Annotated in this window: 17 protein-coding genes; 10 read left to right on the plus strand and 7 right to left on the minus strand. The window is 65.2% G+C overall.

Going from position 1 to position 18,115, the window contains the following annotated elements; translation table 11 throughout:
- Window positions 1-4: 4 nt before the first annotated feature.
- The 5 genes from IVA98_RS21590 to IVA98_RS21610 all read left to right on the plus strand — a co-directional run bounded on the left by IVA98_RS21590 (window position 5) and on the right by IVA98_RS21610 (window position 5,353).
- Complete coding sequence (locus IVA98_RS21590; RefSeq protein WP_247333020.1) at window positions 5-1,258, plus strand: MFS transporter; 1,254 nt, start codon at window positions 5-7, stop codon at window positions 1,256-1,258.
- Window positions 1,259-1,299: 41 nt separating this feature from the next.
- On the plus strand, window positions 1,300-2,286 hold the full coding sequence (acuI, locus tag IVA98_RS21595; protein ID WP_247303379.1) for an acrylyl-CoA reductase (NADPH): 987 nt from the start codon (window positions 1,300-1,302) through the stop codon (window positions 2,284-2,286).
- A gap of 115 nt (window positions 2,287-2,401) precedes the next feature.
- On the plus strand, window positions 2,402-3,001 hold the full coding sequence (locus IVA98_RS21600; RefSeq protein ID WP_247303377.1) for a hypothetical protein: 600 nt from the start codon (window positions 2,402-2,404) through the stop codon (window positions 2,999-3,001).
- A 163-nt stretch (window positions 3,002-3,164) separates the two neighbouring features.
- Entirely contained in the window at window positions 3,165-3,410 is a 246-nt protein-coding gene (locus IVA98_RS21605; protein ID WP_247280305.1) for a DUF6894 family protein, read from the plus strand.
- Window positions 3,411-3,610: 200 nt separating this feature from the next.
- Window positions 3,611-5,353: a methyl-accepting chemotaxis protein gene (locus IVA98_RS21610; RefSeq protein WP_247303375.1), complete on the plus strand. Its 1,743-nt coding sequence runs from the start codon at window positions 3,611-3,613 to the stop codon at window positions 5,351-5,353.
- Between the two features lie 81 nt (window positions 5,354-5,434).
- Here IVA98_RS21610 and IVA98_RS21615 read toward each other — a convergent pair whose 3' ends face one another.
- The gene (locus IVA98_RS21615; protein WP_247303373.1) at window positions 5,435-5,725 is read right to left on the minus strand and encodes a hypothetical protein; all 291 of its coding nucleotides are present in this window, start codon (window positions 5,723-5,725) and stop codon (window positions 5,435-5,437) included.
- Here IVA98_RS21615 and IVA98_RS21620 point away from each other — a divergent pair.
- A complete protein-coding gene (locus IVA98_RS21620; protein ID WP_247303371.1) occupies window positions 5,700-7,388 on the plus strand; it encodes a methyl-accepting chemotaxis protein in 1,689 nt (562 codons plus the stop codon). The two genes, IVA98_RS21615 and IVA98_RS21620, sit on opposite strands and share 26 nt — an antisense overlap.
- Before the next feature lie 91 nt (window positions 7,389-7,479).
- On the opposite strand, the gene IVA98_RS21625 is transcribed toward IVA98_RS21620, so the two are convergent.
- From IVA98_RS21625 to ygfZ, 6 genes are all read right to left on the minus strand, one after another.
- Complete coding sequence (locus tag IVA98_RS21625; protein ID WP_247303368.1) at window positions 7,480-10,173, minus strand: DUF2339 domain-containing protein; 2,694 nt, start codon at window positions 10,171-10,173, stop codon at window positions 7,480-7,482.
- Between the two features lie 47 nt (window positions 10,174-10,220).
- Complete coding sequence (locus IVA98_RS21630; RefSeq protein ID WP_247303366.1) at window positions 10,221-11,189, minus strand: NUDIX hydrolase; 969 nt, start codon at window positions 11,187-11,189, stop codon at window positions 10,221-10,223.
- A 228-nt stretch (window positions 11,190-11,417) separates the two neighbouring features.
- Window positions 11,418-11,924 (minus strand): tyrosine phosphatase family protein, encoded by a 507-nt coding sequence (locus IVA98_RS21635; protein ID WP_247303364.1) that lies wholly within the window; start codon window positions 11,922-11,924, stop codon window positions 11,418-11,420.
- Between the two features lie 180 nt (window positions 11,925-12,104).
- Window positions 12,105-12,719, minus strand: coding sequence for a YfbR-like 5'-deoxynucleotidase (locus IVA98_RS21640; RefSeq protein WP_247303362.1), 615 nt, complete (start codon window positions 12,717-12,719; stop codon window positions 12,105-12,107).
- A complete protein-coding gene (locus tag IVA98_RS21645; protein ID WP_247303361.1) occupies window positions 12,716-13,342 on the minus strand; it encodes a DNA-3-methyladenine glycosylase I in 627 nt (208 codons plus the stop codon). The genes IVA98_RS21640 and IVA98_RS21645 overlap by 4 nt, the downstream gene beginning before the upstream one ends.
- Window positions 13,339-14,220, minus strand: a complete 882-nt coding sequence (gene ygfZ, locus IVA98_RS21650) for a CAF17-like 4Fe-4S cluster assembly/insertion protein YgfZ (protein WP_247303360.1) — start codon at window positions 14,218-14,220, stop codon at window positions 13,339-13,341. Before ygfZ ends, IVA98_RS21645 begins: the two co-directional genes overlap by 4 nt.
- Window positions 14,221-14,321: 101 nt before the next feature.
- Here ygfZ and IVA98_RS21655 point away from each other — a divergent pair, with 101 nt between their 5' ends.
- The 4 genes from IVA98_RS21655 to IVA98_RS21670 all read left to right on the plus strand — a co-directional run bounded on the left by IVA98_RS21655 (window position 14,322) and on the right by IVA98_RS21670 (window position 18,113).
- On the plus strand, window positions 14,322-15,656 hold the full coding sequence (locus IVA98_RS21655) for a dihydroorotase (RefSeq protein WP_247303359.1): 1,335 nt from the start codon (window positions 14,322-14,324) through the stop codon (window positions 15,654-15,656).
- 169 nt (window positions 15,657-15,825) lie between these two features.
- Window positions 15,826-16,695 (plus strand): sulfurtransferase, encoded by an 870-nt coding sequence (locus IVA98_RS21660; RefSeq protein ID WP_247303358.1) that lies wholly within the window; start codon window positions 15,826-15,828, stop codon window positions 16,693-16,695.
- Window positions 16,696-16,802: 107 nt separating this feature from the next.
- Window positions 16,803-17,492, plus strand: a complete 690-nt coding sequence (locus IVA98_RS21665) for an RNA polymerase sigma factor (protein WP_247303357.1) — start codon at window positions 16,803-16,805, stop codon at window positions 17,490-17,492.
- A 90-nt stretch (window positions 17,493-17,582) separates the two neighbouring features.
- Complete coding sequence (locus tag IVA98_RS21670; protein ID WP_247303356.1) at window positions 17,583-18,113, plus strand: DUF4142 domain-containing protein; 531 nt, start codon at window positions 17,583-17,585, stop codon at window positions 18,111-18,113.
- Window positions 18,114-18,115 lie beyond the last annotated feature (2 nt).

Below are 18,115 nucleotides of genomic sequence, written 5' to 3' on the forward strand. Positions count from 1 at the left end.
CACCATGTCGACACAGATCGGCGAGCTCGCTCCGGCCTCACGTTCCTCGAACTGGCGCACCCCGGCTGTGATCATTCTCTGCGGCTGCGCCATCGGCATGCTCGGCTTCGGTCCGCGCTCGGCGCTCGGCTTCTTCGTGCAGCCGATGAGCCATGAGTTCACCTGGGGCCGCGACGTGTTCGGCCTCGCGATCGCCGTGCAGAACCTGCTGTGGGGCTTGGGTCAGCCTCTCGCCGGGGCGGTGGCGGATCGCTTTGGCCTGTTCCGGGTGATGTGTGTCGGCGCTCTGCTCTATGCCGGCGGCCTGCTCCTGATGCGCTACTCCTCGACGCCGCTGTCGCTCAACATCGGCGCCGGCGTGATGGTCGGCTTCGGTCTTGCCGGCTGCTCGTTCAACCTGGTGCTGTCGGCCTTCAGCAAGCTGCTGCCGGCCGAGAAGCGCGGCCTTGCGCTCGGCGCCGGCACCGCGGCGGGATCGTTCGGGCAATTCCTGTTCGCGCCGATCGGCGTCGCGCTGATCGACAATTTCGGCTGGCAGCAGGCGCTCTCCGTGTTCGGCTTCCTGATGCTGCTGATCATCCCGCTGTCGCTGGCGCTCTCGACGCCGCCGGTCGCAAGCACGGCAACCGCGGCGCCTGCGGATGAGCAGAGCTTCACCAAGGCGCTGGCGGAAGCCTTCGGTCACCGCTCCTACGTGCTCTTGGTGCTCGGCTTCTTCACCTGCGGTTTCCAGCTCGCCTTCATCACCGTGCATCTGCCGGCCTTCCTGGTCGATCGTGGCATCTCGGCGCAAACCGGCGGCTGGGTCATCGCGGCGATCGGCCTGTTCAACATCGTGGGCTCGCTCAGCGTCGGCTACCTCCAGAACTATCTGCCCAAACGCTACATCCTCTCGACCATCTACTTCACTCGCGCGCTCGCGACCCTTGCCTTCATCTCGTTCCCGATCACGCCGTTCTCGGCGATCGCGTTCGGTGCGATCTCCGGCCTGACCTGGCTGTCGACGGTGCCGCCGACCTCGGCGCTGGTGGCGCTGATGTTCGGCACGCGCTGGCTCGCAACGCTCTATGGCTTTGCCTTCGTCAGCCATCAGGTCGGCGGCTTCCTCGGCGTCTGGCTCGGCGGCATTGTATTCGAGCGCTTCGGTTCCTATACGCCGATCTGGTGGCTCTCGATCGTATTCGGCGTGCTTTCTGCACTGATCAATCTTCCGATCGTGGAGAAACCGGTGACACGGGCGGTTGCGCAGCCGGCCTGATCGGCTAAACATCCCCGACAAACAAGTCAGGGAGTTTAGTCGTGGCCACGTTCAAGGCGATCCGGATCGACAAGGCGGACAAGGGCACCACCGCACAGCTGACGCAGTTCGATGAAGCCGAGCTGATGGACGGCGACGTCACCGTGCGTGTGGAATGGTCGACGCTGAACTACAAGGACGGCCTCGCACTCACCGGCAAGGCGCCGGTGGTGCGCCGCTTCCCAATGATCGCCGGCATCGATTTCGCCGGCACGGTCGAAGCGTCCTCGCATCCGCAGTGGAAGGCGGGCGACAAGGTGGTCTGCACCGGCTGGGGCATGGGCGAAACCCATCTCGGCGCCTATGCCGAGAAGGCGCGGGTGAAGGGCGACTGGCTGGTGGCGCTGCCGCAGGGCCTGTCGGCGCGCGACGCCATGGCGATCGGCACCGCCGGCTTCACCGCGATGCTCGCGGTCATGGCGCTGGAGAAACACGGCCTCTCGCCGAAGAGTGGCCCGGTGGTGGTGACGGGCGCCGCCGGCGGCGTCGGCTCGGTTGCGACCGCCGTCCTGTCGAAGCTCGGCTACCACGTCATCGCCTCGACCGGTCGCGCCGCGGAGGCAGATTATCTGAAGCATCTGGGCGCAGCCGAGGTGATCGACCGCAACGAATTGTCGGCGCCGGCGAAGCCTCTGGCCAAGGAGCGCTGGGCGGGTGGCGTCGACAGCGTCGGCTCGACCACGCTCGCCAACCTGCTGTCGATGACGAAATACGGTGGAGCGATCGCGGCGTGCGGCCTGGCGGCCGGCATGGACCTGCCATCTTCTGTCGCGCCGTTCATTTTGCGCGGAGTGTGCCTTCTCGGCATCGATTCGGTGATGTGCCCGATCGAGCCGCGGAAAGCCGCCTGGCAGCGCCTGGCATCCGATCTGGACCGGACAAAACTGTCTGAAATCACTCAGGAAATTCCTCTCGCCGAGGTGCCCGACTGGGGCGCGAAAATTCTGGCGGGCGCGGTCCGCGGCCGCATCGTGGTAAAAATTGTCTGACGGCGTTCAGACTTTACCAACCAAGCTGCTCCAATGTTGCCATGGTTGGTATGGTAAGCAGCGGGTAAAGAGAGATAAGGCATCGCCCGCTGCGGGGGTTGGTTCGGAGTTGAGCATGCTTGCGCGTATTGTGTTGGGGGCTGTCACGGCGGCAGCGACGTTTGCGCCGGCCATTGCCGGGAGCATGAATGCTGACGAGGCGCGCCGTTTCGTCGCCGGCAAGGTGTTCGCCTTCACCTGTTTCGACGGCACCCGCGGTGCGGGCCGCATCCTCGACGACCTCGGTGCCGCCGGGGCGGTGCAGTTCTCGGGCGCGGGCCCGGTGAAGCATCTTCGCCTGCCCGGCAATACGCTCCAGATCCGCGGTCAGAACGTCTGCGCCTCGATCAAGGGGATTCCGTTCGAGCCCTGCTTCAACCTGGAAAAGACCGATGATCGCAGCTTCCGCGGCTCGGTGTCGGGCATGGGCTTCGCCTATTGCGACTTCCACCATCAGGGCGGCAATCAGATGCTGATGGCGCGCGCCGCCGCGCGTCCGCGCTCGTTGCGCGGCTCGGACCGCACCGGTTCGGTCGCTGCACCCAACACCGAAGTCGCCGCACGCGTCGAGACGCCGCGTGTCGAGAGCGGTCGCCTCGAGCCGGTGAAGGCGGAAGCCAAGCCGGAACCCGCGAAGGCCGAGGCTCCGCTGGAGCTGCGCCGCTCGACGCAGTGAGTTGGCTGCATAGGACAGCCGCACCGTTTTTCGTTGAAAGAGTCGATCGAGCACGAAGCCGCCGCGCCGTAGTCATACGGACGGCGGCTTTCATGCCTTGGTAGCTGTTCGCGTCCCAGTTTGCGTACGGCCGGGGGACGCGGCCCGAGGCAAGAGTTCAACGATGTCGCTGTACTTCTTCCGCATCAGCACCGGTCGCTATTCCGGCGCCGCCGATCAGCCGTACGAGTTCGAGGACCGCGCAGCGGCCTGGACCGAGATGACTGAGGTTTGTGCCAATCTGCTCGGCGGCATCGCCCGCGGCCTGAAGCCGAATGCCGAGTGGCGCATGGAGCTGCTCGACGAGAACAAGCAGCCGGTCTTTCGCGTCAGCCTTGTTGGAGAGACCGTCGGATGCAAAGCTTCCTAGGTCCGACTTGAGGCTGCAATTTACAACTATGACGAGACCTTCTTCTTTCAATTTCAATTATTTAGCGCGTAAAGTCAGTACTTCTGCGAGGGCGCTCGTTAACCAAAGGTGGAACTCTGACCGATAGCTTTCACAGCTAAGGGCGATCAACGTCCAGGCGGCCAGCAATGACTTGGCAGCTCGTTTGCTGGGAACGTACCATGTTGAGCCTGTTTCGGGACATGCAGATCGGAACCAAGCTGGCGATCGCTTCGGCTCTCGGAGCGCTCCTGGTTGGAGCAATGATTGCGAGCCAGATGCTCGGCAATGCGAGCATCCGCGACACCAGCCAAAGCGCACTTGCACAGCAGGAGATCGCGCGCGACGCAGTCAGGGCCGAGGTCGCAGTTCGCGATATGCAACTCGCCGTGCGAGATCTTCGCCTGGCCAATAGTGCGGCCGATCTTCAGAAGGCCACCCAGACTCTGAGCGATCAACAGAAATCGACGGGCGCGCTGGTCGAGGCGATGCTGAGGCTTTCTCACGCGGCCGAGAACCGTGTCCATATAGAGAAACTGGGATCGCTCGCGGCGGACTATGGCAAAGCTGCACAGCAGATTGCGAGCGTGCGCGGCGAAGCCGTCGCACTTGCCGCGTCTGGCTCGGACGGCGCGACGCGCGCCGCGAAGCTCAATGAAGAAGGCATTCGCATCGCGCGGGAGGTTACGCTGCCGATCGCAGCCCAACTCGACGCACTGATCAGAGAGATCGCCGACCATGCGAAACACAAATCCGACGAGGACAACGCCGCGGCTGCCGCTCAGATGAGATCGAGCGAGCAGATCGGAACGGCGGTCGGCGCCTTCGCGGCGCTCGTTCTGATCGGCTCCTGGCTCATCTCGTTCCTCACCATCGCGCGGCCGATCCGCGCGCTCACTGTCGCCATGGACAAGCTCGCCGGCGGCGACTTCTCCGTGGTGCTGCCCGGTCTCGGCCGCAAGGACGAGGTGGGCGGTGTTGCCGCTGCAGTCGAAAAGTTCAAGATCGTGTCCGAGCAGAAGGCGCGCGAGGAGGCCGAAACAAAGATCAGGCAGGACCAGATCGGGGCCGCGCGACGCAAGGCCGAGATGCACAAACTGGCCGACCGTTTCGAATCCGCCATCGGCGAGATCGTCGAGACTGTCTCTTCGGCCTCCACCGAGCTCGAGGCATCGGCTTCGACGCTCACTTCGACTGCCGAGCGCGCGCAGGGCTTGAGCACGGTGGTCGCTGCTGCCTCCGAAGAGGCCTCGACCAACGTGCAGTCGGTGGCATCTGCGACCGAGGAACTGTCCTCGTCGATCAACGAGATCAGTCGCCAGGTTCAGCAGTCCGCGCGGGTGGCCAACGAGGCGGTCGGCCAGGCCCGTGCCACGACCGAGCGGGTCAGCGTGTTGTCCAAGGCCGCGACGCGCATCGGCGACGTGGTCGAGCTGATCAATACGATTGCGGGCCAGACCAATCTGCTCGCACTCAACGCCACGATCGAGGCGGCCCGCGCTGGCGAAGCCGGCAAGGGGTTTGCGGTGGTTGCCTCCGAGGTCAAGGCGCTTGCCGAGCAGACTGCGAAGGCGACTGGCGAGATCGGGCAGCAGATAGCCAGCATCCAGTCCGCGACCGAACATTCGGTCGGTGCCATCAAGGCCATCAGCGATACCATCGAGAAGCTGTCGGAAATCTCCTCGACGATTGCGGCCGCCGTGGAAGAGCAGGGCGCCGCAACGCAGGAAATTTCCCGCAACGTGCAGCAGGCGGCGGCGGGCACTCATCAGGTATCGTCCAACATCACCGACGTGCAGCGCGCCGCAAGCGAGACCGGCTCGGCGTCTTCTCAGATCCTGTCTGCTGCGCAAGTGCTGTCCGGCGACAGCAACCGTCTCAAGCTCGAGGTCGGCAAGTTTCTCGGCTCTGTGCGCGCCGGCTGACGACGTTCAACAAGCGTCGCTTGCAGCCGCCGCGCGCGAACCTGCGGCGGTCGCGCGCGTTCGTATTTCGCCCCGCGAGCGTTAGCATTGGAGATGTTGCTCCATCGAGCGCGGCGCAGCGCGAGATCCGTGCAGGTGCAGCGGATGATTGCAGACAACAACGAATGTCGGCCCGCCCGGTAGTTTTACGTAGGACGATGTTAACGCCTGCTTGCGAGGATAGAGCGCAATCTTACGGGATAAGAACCAGCCAGCATTGTTGAACTGACCTCCGCCCGGTCGTCCGTCGTGACGCTTGTGGCGCAGGTGATGTGCGCGTTGCCAGGCATCGTTGGGATTTGTTGTGATGTCGAAATTGTCGATCGTCTTCAAGCTGCTGACCGTGTTGTCAGTCCTCGTGCTCTCGCTCGCCGGTGTCGGCGTGACGGCGATCGGCACGATGCAGAACATCAACGCCCACACCGTCGAGATTGCGCAGAGCTGGCTGCCGAGCGTGCGTGCGCTCGGCTCGATGCGCGCCGACATCAACGAGCTGCGCGTCGCACTTCGTTTGCACCTGATGCAGGATAGTGCTGAAGGCAAGGATGCCGCCGAGAAGCGCCTCGCCTCGCTCCGCGAACGCATCGAGAAGACCCGCAAGGTCTACGAGCCGCTGATCACTGCCGCCGAGGAGCGCGCGCTCTACGAACAATGGGCGAAGGCGTGGGCCGAGTATCTGAGTGGCGTTCAGGAGGTGATGGCGCTGTCGCGCAAGAGCGTCGGCCGCTTCCCGACCGATGCCAACGAGCTGTTGCAGACCAAGGTCGCGAAAATGGCCCAGGCCGCCGATCCGCTGCTCCAGAAGGGCATCGAGTTGAACAATCAGGGCGCCGAGCTGGAGACCAAGCAGGCGTCCGACAGTTACGCCACGATCTTCCGCGTCCTGGTCGGCATCATCGTGTTTTCGGTCGTGATCGCGATCGGCGCCGCGTATTATCTCGTGCGCGACGTCTCTCGTGGCATTGCTTCGATCATCCGTCCGATGCAGTCGCTCGGCCAGGGCGACCTCTCGGCCGACGTGCCGCATCGCGGCGACAAGACCGAGATCGGCGCCATGGCCGATGCGCTCCAGATCTTCAAGGAGGCGCTGATCGCCAAGAAAGCCGCCGACGAGGCAGCGGCGCGCGATGCCGAAGCCAAGATCGAGCGCGGCCGCCGCGTCGATGCCATCACGCGCAATTTCGAGGCCATGATCGGCGAGGTGGTCGAGACCGTGTCATCAGCCTCGACCGAGCTCGAAGCATCGGCAGCGACGCTGACCGGCACCGCCCAGCGCGGCCAGGAGCTCGCGACCGTCGTCGCCGCCGCCTCGGAGGAAGCCTCCACCAACGTCCAGGCGGTGGCTTCCGCCTCGGAGGAGCTGTCCTCCTCCATCACCGAGATCAGCCGCCGCGTGCAGGACTCGGCGCGGATGGCCGCAGAAGCCGTCGAGCAGGCGGCGCGGACCAACGAGCGCGTCAACGCGCTGTCGCAGGCAGCCTCGCGCATCGGCGACGTCGTCGAGCTCATCAATACCATCGCGGGCCAGACCAACCTGTTGGCGCTGAACGCCACCATAGAGGCCGCACGCGCCGGCGAGGCCGGCCGCGGCTTCGCCGTCGTTGCCTCGGAAGTGAAGGCGCTCGCCGAGCAGACCGCGAAAGCCACCGGCGAGATCGGTGCGCAGGTCGCAGGGATTCAGGCCGCCACGCAGGAATCCGTCAGCGCCATCCAGGAGATCGGCGGCACCATCGAGCGCCTGTCCGAAGTCTCCGCTGCGATCGCCGCTGCGGTCGAAGAACAGGGCGCGGCCACGCAGGAGATATCGCGCAACGTCCAGCAGGCCTCGCTCGGCACCCAGGAAGTATCGTCGAACATCACCAACGTGCAGCGCGGGGCGATCGAAACCGGCTCGGCCTCGACCGAAGTGCTGTCGGCGGCGAAATCACTGGCGACCGACAGCACCCGTCTGAGGGTCGAAGTCGCGCAGTTCCTGGAGTCGGTCCGCGCGGCCTAACAGCGGCGCAGGCTCTTGGCTTACCTCTCCCGAACGGAGAGGTCGGATCGCATCGAAGATGCGATCCAGGTGAGGAGAGCTCCACCGATCCCTACGCGCTCGTCTGCGGAGCCGACGGGGTTTGCCGCCGGAACAGGATGCGCTGGTAGAGCCAGCCGATCGCGACCAGCACGACGCCGAGGCACATGAACGACAGCGCGCGGTAGACGCCTGTCAGCGTCGACATGTCGATGACGAAGGCCTTCAGGATCGTCAGCGCGATGACGGCGGCAGAGGCGAGTCGCGCCCGCTCCGAATTGACCAGGATGCCGATGCCGAGCAGCACCACGCCGAAGGCAAGCCAGCCGGTCGAATAGGTGTATTGCTCCGCGCCCGTGGTGCCGCCGTAGAGCAGGACCGGGCCGTGATAGAAGCGGCGGATCTCCAGCGTCACGTAGGTGAGCGCGAACACAAGTGCCCCGCCCGCAATCGTATTGGCATAGGCGACGGGGCGATGGCCCGCCATTGCATAGGACAACAGCAGCATCAGCACCGCGGGGAGCGCATAGCCGAGCAGCAGCAGGTTGAACACAAGGCCGCCGACATTGACGCTGGAGAGCAGCAGCGGGTTCTCCAGGATCAGCAGGCCGAACACGCTGATGAGCCCGGCGATCGCGGTGAGCGCGACCGCGCCGACATTGTGCACGATGCTGTGGCTACGCAGCCGCAGGCGCTCCAGCCCGATCGCCATCGCCAGCGTGACGCAGACTTGCAGCGCGAATTCCAGCAGCGAAGGCGGCGAGGTCATGCGGCCGCCGGTCGCAAGGTGCCGGATTTCCATGAAGGCGAGCAGCGCGGTGAACAGGACGGCCGCAGTCTCGACCATGCGCAGCGGCGCATCGTCGGCGCGGCGGCGCAGGAACATGCTCGCGCCCCAGAACGACAGCGCCGGCAGGCCATAGCCCCACAACAGCCAGTTCAGAATCGGCGTGGTGCCGACGGCATCGCCGACGATGCAGGGATCATAGACGATGCGTGCCGTGACGATGCCGGCGAAGATGGCGGCGAGCCAGCGCAGGAACGGGATCGGCCGCTGCATCGAGATCCAGGCGGTGCCGAGCGACATCAGCGCGAGCGCGATGGTGAGCCAGCCCTTCTCCAGCGCGAAGGTCAGCGCCAGCGCCAGCGCGCCGAGCGTGCCGGTCGCGAACAGCGCCGTCGAGATCATGGCGCCCGGCCGGGTCTCGCGCCGTGTCAGCGATTCGGTCGCAGCGCCAAAGGCGGCGGCGAGCAGCACGGCGAGAATCGCAAACGGGATCGAGCGATCGAGATGGGCGATGCGGGCGTGGAGCGCAACCAGGATCGCGATCGGCGTCGCGACCGCACTTGCCGACCACACCACCGGGATGATCGCCGAATTGGACCGGCCCTGCGCGAGGAAGCCTGCCGTGCCGAAGCCCGCGGCGAAGATCGCGGCCGTGACCAGATGCAGTGTCACCGAACTATCGGTGGGGACAGGACCGATGCCGGCCATGGGGCCGCCCGGCAGCACCAGCATGTCGGGATTGGCCCGCACCGCCCATTCGGCGAACACGATGAAGACGGTCGCCGCAGCCGCGCCCAGTGCACCCGTTGCCGCCGGCGCGCGCCAGGCGACAAACAGCGTCCCTGCGACCAGTAGGGTGAAGGCAGTGAGCGCCAGATCGGCATGCGCGCTCGACAGCACGATGATCATTGCCGCGAACAGATAGGCGCCGAGCGAGCTCGACGACACCGGCTCGATCTCGCCGTCCTCGATGGTCGGGCCGAACATGAAACCGCAGACGACGAGAAGCGCAGCGAGCGTGAAGCCCGCAATGACGTGGAAGGCGTGCGGGGCCACCTGCAGCTCGAGCTCGAGCCCCATGAACGTCCAGAGCACCGCGAAGACGATCGTAGTCACCGCGAGCCAGCGCCATAGCCGGATGCGGGCAAGGCCGAAGCTCGCTGCGGTGACGATGGCAAGATAGATGTAGAGCGCCCAATAGTCCGGCTTGCCGCTGGAGACGAGGACCGGCGTCACGAACGCGCCGACGACGCCGAGGCCGGCGAGCGCGGGCCCGTGCAGCAGCGCGGCGGCCAGCGTGCCGAGCGCGACGAGGCCGAGCAGCACGAAGGCGGTGGCGGGCAACAGGAAACTGTAGAGCGCGTAGGCTGCATAGATGGTCGCGAACGCCACCGCCGTGCCGGCCGCGGTGAGGATCGCGGGGATGTTGGCGATCGGCAGCGCCGCGATGCTGGAGATGCTCTCCTTGCGCCGTGTCCATTCGCCGGCACCGAGCAGCGCCAGCGCGAACAGGCCGCCGAGGAACACGCGCACGCCGGGCCCGACGAGGCCGGCCTCGATCGAATAGCGCACCATGAAGAAGCCGCCGAGCGCGAGCGCAAGCCCGCCGATCCACACCACCCAGCGCGTGCCGAGTCGCTCCTCGAAGCCGGGTGCGGGTGCAGGCAGGGGTGGCGGTGCATCGGCCTCGGTGCTCGTTTCGAGCGGCGGCGGCGAAACGGGTTCGGTGAGGGCCGGGGGCGCCTGCTCGGCTTCCGGCGCAAGCGGCGGCGGCTCCGCGGCGGCCGTCGCGGTTGCGGGCGCCTGCTCCCAAGTCGGCGTAAGTGGCGGCGGCTTAACTTGCCGCTGCGCGTCAAACATCTCTTCGAGCGAGCTCAGCCGGCGGCGCAACTCAGCCGCCTGACTGGAGGCCTTGATCGCGATCAGGAAGGCGGCGATCGCAAGGATCAACGCAAAGACGTCAAACGGGCCGTCGAACATGAAGCCTCCAGGCAACCGGCGGGCAGGGCCGATCGCAAATTCTTAATCTAGCGCCGGGAGCGTACGCGCAAGCCCGGCGCGGGCCGCTCCTGGAGTACTTCGCGGCGGAAGCGATAGAGTGCCGCCGGGCGTCCGCCGGTCTGTGTCGACATCGCCCCGGTCGGTTCGACCAGGGCTTCCATTTCGACGAGGCGGCGGAAATTCTGTTTGTGCAGGTGCCGGCCGGAGATGGCCTCCACCGTATGCTGCAATTCCGTGAGTGTGAATTCGGCCGGCAAAAGTTCAAAAACAACAGGACGATACTTCAGTTTTGCGCGCAGCCGTGCGATGGCTGTGGCGAGGATGCGCCGATGATCGAACCGCATCGAGGTCCCGAGCGCAGGAAGCGTCTTGCGCGCTAATGCCGCAGGCCTGCCGTCGCGCCGCGCCTCCTCGATCATCCCGGCCTCGTACAGGAGCTCATAGCGATCGAGCACGCGCTCCTCGTCCCAGGGCGCACCGTCGAGACCGAAATAGAACCGCACGCGATCCTTTCGTGGCAGCGCCCGCGTCGTCTGCGGCGTCTCCTCCTCGGCCCATTTCGTCAGGGCCGGTATGATGTCGCGGGCGATGATCTCTGGCGGCTGCTCGCGCCAGTCTTCCCAGGGGAAGAAGCGATACCATGGCTCGAAGCTCGCACCGGTCGCGGCGAGCTCGCCGCTGGCGGCGCGCGTCAGCGCGAGATAGCCGATCGACACCATATGCGGGCCGGTGTCGCCGGCATCGGCATGACGGCCGCGGTCGCCGAAGGTGTAGAGCTGCTCGACATAGCCGAGCCGCAGGCCCGTCTGTTGCTCGACCCAGGCGCGCAGGCCGATCTCGAAGGTGCGATGGGCGAGCGCATCGAACGGCCCGAACGGCAGGCCGGCAAGCCCGTCACCGCCGCGCGCAGTGAGGATCAGCGGCTCGTGGTCCTCGATCGCGACGATGGCCGCGGTCAGGCCAATCTCGATCGGCGTCAGGAGCGTCTCGCTCATGCGGCAAATGTCGCGGGAGTCGTGAGAAAGATATGTCGGCTCATTGAACAAATCTCGCCGCGAGCTCGCTGCACCTCTCCCGCTCGCGAGAGAGGTCGCGCCAAAGACGCAGGTGAGGGCTTTCTCCACGCCGGGAGAACCCCGATGCGGAAGCACCCTCTCCGCAACCCTCTCCCGCAAGCAGGAGAGGGGGCGCAGTCCCATAGCCGCTGCTATTCGGCTCTCGCCTCATTCGAGCTCGATCACGAACGGACGGCCCTCGACCATCATCGCGCCCGGGCCCATCTCGTCGAGCGCGCGCAGCATGCGGCCGTCGCGTCCCAATGCACGGTCGGCGAGGCCGACGATGCGCCGGTTGGGCGAGGCGATCGGCGAGGCTGCGCGGATCTTCCTGGCGATCTCTATCTCGTCGCGGTTCGGATTGAGTGCGCATACCGCGGCAAACGCGCTCGCCGTGGAGCGGCTGATGCCGGCGTAGCAATGCACCACCAGCGGCGCGCTGCGGTCCCAGCCGCGCACGAAGGTCAACACCTGCTCGATATGCGTCTCTGACGGTGCGACGAAGCCGTCCATCTGCTCGGTGATGTCGTCCATCGACACCTTGAGATGATTGGCCGGCAGCACGGACACGGGCCGCGCCACCTGCTCGACATTGGCCATCACCGTCAGCACGTGGCTGGCGCCGGTCAGGCGGACGGTTTCGGGAAGCGCGGCGAGGGAACAGACGTGGATCATGGCGGACCTTTTTGGCGTCGATTATAGCGAGCGGCCGTAGGGTGGGCAAAGGCGCATCGCGCCATGCCCACCGTTGTTTCGCGCTGCGTACAATCTCGCCTTGTTGGTCGGCACGCTCCCGCCTTCGCTCTGCGGGTTACGGCGGACAAGTCGCTTTGCCTACCCCACGAAGGGATGATGTTACGCAAAGACCGCGTTGAACCGCTCCAAAAACTGCTTCTCGGCCCGCGCCGCGGTCCAGGGCGTGAGATAGTCGCGCCGGACGTTGTCGGGCAGGCCCGGATCGCGGCCGAACAGGCGCCTTGCCTCGCTTTCGCTGAAGCCGGCGAGCTCCGTTGCCTCCAGATAGGCCGCACCGCGATCGGCGGCCTTGATGGCTTGCGTGATTTCCTCTGGCAGCACCGGCGGCAAGCCGAAGCGGATGTGGATGGCGCCGAGCAGGCGCTTTTCGACCGCCTTGTAATGGCCGTCGAGCACGGCCTTGAACGGCGAGATCATGTCGCCGATCACATATTCGGGCGCGTCATGCAGCAGGGCCGCCAGCCGTATGCGTGGATCCACGCGCGGCATCTCGTGCCGCATCACCGTCTCCACCAGCAGCGTGTGCTGCGCGACCGAGAAGATATGCGCGCCAACGGTCTGCCCGTTCCAGCGCGCCACCCGCGCCAGTCCATGCGCGATGTCGGCGATCTCGACATCGAGCGGGGAGGGATCGAGCAGGTCGAGCCGCCGTCCCGACAGCATGCGCTGCCAGGCGCGGGACTGCGCATCGCGCGCGGTCTTCTTCGCCGTCATTTGACCTTGAGGCGCGGCTTGCGCTGCGTCTTGCCGCAGGTTGCATGACAATGGCAGTCGACCAGATGGTCGTTGACCATGCCGGTCGCCTGCATGAAGGCATAGACGATGGTCGGGCCGACGAACTTGAAGCCGCGCGCGGACAGCTCCTTGGAGATCTGCACCGACAGCGGCGTCGAGGCCGGTACGCTCGCCGTGGTCTTGAAATGGTTGACCTTAGGCTCTCCGTCCATGAAGTCCCAGAGGAGCTTCGAGAAGCCCGGCCCCTTCTCCATGATATCGAGATAGGACTTTGCGCTCAGGATCGCGCCGTCGATCTTGGCCTTGTTGCGCACGATTCCGGCGTCGTTCATCAGCGCGTGCACCTTCTTGGGCGTGTAGCGCGCGATCTTCTCCGGCTGGAAATCATCGAAGGCTTTGCGGAAATTGTCGCGCTTGCGCAGGATCGTGATCCAGGAAAGGCCGGCCTGGAAGCCGTCGAGCATCAGCTTTTCGTACAGTGCGCGGTCGTCATATTCCGGCACGCCCCATTCGGTGTCGTGATAGGCGACATAGAGCGGATCTTCGCCGGGCCAGGGGCAGCGTGTCAGGCCGTCGGGATGCAGGCGAGGGGCGCGGCTCATGCGATGGGTTGCTTCGTTGGAGTGCGCACGATGTCGGGTTCGGCGAGTGTCAGCGCGAGGCCGCCCGCGGTGAGGGGCTGGCCCGCATCGAGCGCATCGGCGACGCGGTCGACGCGCACCAGCGCGATGCCTTTGCCGCCGGCGGTCGAGCCGATGGTGCCGACCGGCTTGTCGCCGGCGAGAATGGTGGCGCCAATCTCGGGCGAGGGGCCATCGAGCAACACCTTGACGCTGCGGGTTCGCGCGGTGCCGCGATGCTGCATGCGCGAGACGACCTCCTGGCCGACATAGCAGCCCTTGTCGAAATCAACGCCGGCAAGCCGGTCCATGTTGGTCTCGTGTGGGAACGCGTCGCTGTACATGAAATCCAGCCCGCCGCGCGGCACGCCGAGCGCGATACGGTGGGCGTCGTATTCGCTGGCATCGACGAGCTCGGCGCCGATGAGATCGGACAGCTTCTGCCTGAGATCCTCGGGGATTAGGATGCGGTAGCCGAGCTCGCTATGGCGCGGATCGGCGAAGCCGAGATCGGGCTGAGCGGCAGGCTGGCCGTCCCAGGCCGCGAGCACGCCCAGCGCATCGGAGAGGTTTTCCACCGTGACCTTGGCGCGCAGCTTGTAGAATTTCAGCTTGGTGGCGAGGCCTTCGGCCAGCGCTTTAGGGCAATCGATCAGGAACCCGCCGCCATGGCCGGCGGGCACCTCCGTGATCAGGAAATCGACGATGATCTTGCCCTGCGGCGTCAGCAGCGCACCGAATCGCCCCAGGCCCGGCTTGAGCCTGTCGAGATCGGTGGTGACGAGGCCGTTGAGGAAGTTGCGCGCATCCTCGCCCGCGACCTTGACCACGCCCCGGTCGGGAAGAAACGCTGATTTCATACGAAAATCTCTTGCGACATGTTGCTGCGGAACGTAAGCCCGCAAGCCATAAACGACAAGACCTCGAGCCCTGCGCTTGGGGATGAGAGAGGCCCTTAGCCATGACCCAGCGTTTCGACGTGATCCTCAAAGGCGGCACCGTCGTCAACCAGGACGGCGAGGGCTTGCGCGACATCGGCATCACGGGCGGCCGCATCGCCGAGATCGGCGCGCTGTCGCAATCCAGCGCAGCGGAGGTGATCGACTGCCAGGGCTTGCACATCCTGCCCGGCGTGATGGACACGCAGGTGCATTTCCGCGAGCCCGGGCTGACCCACAAGGAAGACCTCGAGACGGGTTCGCGCAGTGCCGTGATGGGCGGCATCACCGCCGTGTTCGAGATGCCGAACACCTCTCCGTTAACGGTAACGGAAGCCGAATTCACCGACAAGGTGAAGCGGGCCCATCACCGCATGCATTGCGATTTCGCCTTCTTCATCGGCGGCACCCGCGAGAACGTACAGGACCTGCCGGTGCTGGAGCGCGCGCCCGGTTGCGCGGGCGTCAAGGTGTTCATCGGCTCCTCAACCGGCGCGCTGCTGGTGGAGGACGACGAGAGCCTCCGCCGCATCTTTCAGGTCATCCGTCGCCGCGCCGCGTTCCACGCCGAGGACGAGTATCGCCTCAACGACCGCAAGTCGCTGCGCATCGAGGGCGACGCGCGCTCGCATCCGATCTGGCGCGACGAGACCGCGGCGCTGATGGCGACGCAGCGCCTCGTCAAGCTCGCGCACGAGACCGGCAAGCGCATCCACGTGCTGCACATCTCGACCAAGGAAGAGATTGAGTTCCTGCGCGATCACAAGGACGTCGCCTCCTGCGAGGCGACGCCGCATCATCTCACGCTGGTCGCGCCGGAATGCTACGAGCGGCTCGGCACGCTGGCGCAGATGAATCCTCCGGTGCGCGGGGCAGATCACCGCGCCGGCATCTGGCGCGGCATCGAGCAGGGCATCATCGATGTGCTCGGCTCCGACCACGCCCCGCATACGCTGGAAGAGAAGCAGAAGACTTATCCGGCTTCGCCCTCCGGCATGACCGGCGTGCAGACGCTGGTGCCGATTATGCTCGATCACGTCAATGCCGGCCGGCTGTCGCTGGCGAGGTTCGTCGATCTCACCAGCGCCGGTCCCGCGCGGCTCTACAACATAGCCTGCAAGGGCCGCATCGCGGCCGGCTACGATGCCGACTTCACCATCGTCGACTTAAAGCGCAGCGAGACCATCACCAACAAATGGGTGGCTTCCAAAGCCGGGTGGACCCCCTACGACGGGTTGCGCGTCACCGGCTGGCCCGTCGGCACCTTCATCCGCGGTCGCCGCGTGATGTGGCAAGGCGAGCTGGTGACGGCCTCGCAAGGCGAGCCGGTGCGGTTTCTGGAGACCTTGAGGGCGTAGAGAGTTCGGTCAAACCTTTCCTTCCGTTGTCATGCCACGCGAAGGCGTGGCATCCAGTAATCCGCCGCGATAATTGGCTGATACGATTGCCGCCTCTGGAATACTGGATTGCCCGCTTCGCAGGCGACGACAGCGTGCCCGGAAGCGCAAGTTCAATTGGGAGAGAGTAATGTCCCCACGGACACCCCTCATCACCACCGAGCAACTCGCAGCCATCCTCGACAATCCCAACCTTCGCCTCTACGACTGTACGACCTACAACGAGCCGGTGCCGCCGGGCAGCGACCTGCCTTATCGCGCGGTGCCAGGCGACAAGACGTTTGCGGCCGGCCACATTCCGGGCGCCGATTTCCTCGATCTGCAAGGCGAGTTCTCCGACGCCTCGGCGCAGCAGTTTTTCATGATGCCGGATCTGGCCCAGCTGGAGGCCGCCTTCGGCCGCCACGGCCTCGACGCGAACAAAACCATCGTGCTCTACAGTATCGGCACGATGATGTGGTCGACGCGGTTCTGGTGGATGCTGCGCTCGCTCGGCGTCGATGCGCTTGTGCTCGACGGCGGTTTCGACAAATGGAAGGACGAGGGGCGGCCGGTCGTATCAGGCGTACCGAAGGGCTATCCGACCACCACGTTCCAGGCTGCACCTCGCCCAGGCTACTTCGTCGACAAGAACATCGTGAAGGCGCGGATCGGCGATCCCGCGACGGTGATCGTCAACGCGCTCGGTCCGCAGTTTCACCGCGGTCTCGAGCCGAGCCGCTACGGCCGGCCAGGCCGCGTTCCCGGCAGCGTCAACGTTCCCGCCGCGACGCTCACCAATGCCGACAAAACGCTGACGACACTGGCCGATGCCGAGCACAAATTCACCGCCCAAGGCGTTACGCGCGATAAGAATGTGATCCTGTATTGCGGCGGCGGCATCTCGGCGACGATCGACCTGTTCCTGCTGACCCAGCTCGGCTATGACAAGCTCACGCTCTATGACGCCTCGATGGGCGAATGGGCGAGGGATCCCGCCTTGCCGATCGAGACGGATTAAGAAAGGCGCTTCTTATCTTCTCGGCTCCAGTGGAGCCTAAGAAACTCGGGAACCTTTCCTCAGAGCCTGCATCCAATAGCCAGATCGAACGGAGATGGGTAACCGCAATGCAACCGACCGCAGCCGGCCTGTCCGCCGGCGTTAGAACCGCGGAAGCAGAGCTGATCGACCGAGCGCGGGGCCGTGACGAGGCCGCCTTGCGCGAGATCATGCAGGCCAACAACCGCAGGCTCTACCGCCTCGCGCGCGGCATCCTGCGCAGTGACAGCGAGGCCGAGGATGTGGTGCAGGAGACGTATGTCCGGGCCTTCACCCACCTCGACGGTTTTCGGGGCGAGGCCGGGTTGTCGACCTGGCTGTCGCGCATCGCCATCAACGAGGCGCTCGGCCGGATGCGCAGCCGAAAGCCCGATGTCGAGCTCGGCGCGATACCTAATGCCGCGCTCGATGCGCAGATCATCAAGTTTCCCGTTTCTCCCGCAGGCGATCCGGAAAGGACCATGGCCCAACGTGAAATCCAGCGCGTGGTCGAACGCGCAATTGACGAGTTGCCGGATGTCTTCCGCATGGTCTTCGTTGCCCGGGTCATGGAGGGGATGACCATCGAGGAGACCGCCGATTTGCTCGGCGTAAAGCCCGAGACCGTGAAGACGCGGCTGCACCGCGCCCGCACCATGCTGCGCGAGAATGTCGAGAAGGAGATCGGGCCGGTGGTGATGAATGCGTTCCCGTTCGCCGGATGGCGATGTGAGCGCTTGACCGTATCAGTGCTGAAGCGGCTCGGCTTCAGCGGCTAAAGTTTTCGGGAACGTTTGCGCGAAATACCCATCCAATTCCTGTGAAGCAACGCGCCGGCCAAACGTCCGGCACCACAGGAGTATCAAACCATGTTCATTCGATGGAGCGCGGCCGCCGCAGCCCTTTTGTTGTCGAGTTTTGGGCTGCTGCAAGGCGCGAGTGCAGCCGACAAGCCCACCGATCCGCAGATCGCCCATATTGCCTACACCGCGGGCGTGATCGACATCAACGCAGCGAAGCAGGCGATGAAGAAGGCCAAGAACAAGGACGTCAAGGCCTTCGCCGAGGACATGGTGCGCGACCATGAGGCCGTCAACAAGCAGGCGCTCGCGCTGGTCAAGAAGCTGAACGTCACGCCTGAAGACAACGACACCAGCCGCGCGCTGTCCAAGCAGGCAACCGACAAGCTGGCTGAGCTCGACAAGCTGAGCGGCGCCGCCTTCGACAAGGCCTATGTCCAGAACGAGGTCGCCTACCACAAGGCGGTCAACGCCGCGCTGGAGACCCAGCTCATTCCGTCCGCGAGCAATAACGAGCTGAAGAGCCTGTTGCAGACCGGCCTGAAGATCTTCCAGGGTCATCAGCAGCACGCCGAGCACGTCGCGGCCGAGCTAAAATAGGA

The organism is Bradyrhizobium sp. 160, assembly GCF_023073735.1.
GTDB lineage: Bacteria > Pseudomonadota > Alphaproteobacteria > Rhizobiales > Xanthobacteraceae > Bradyrhizobium.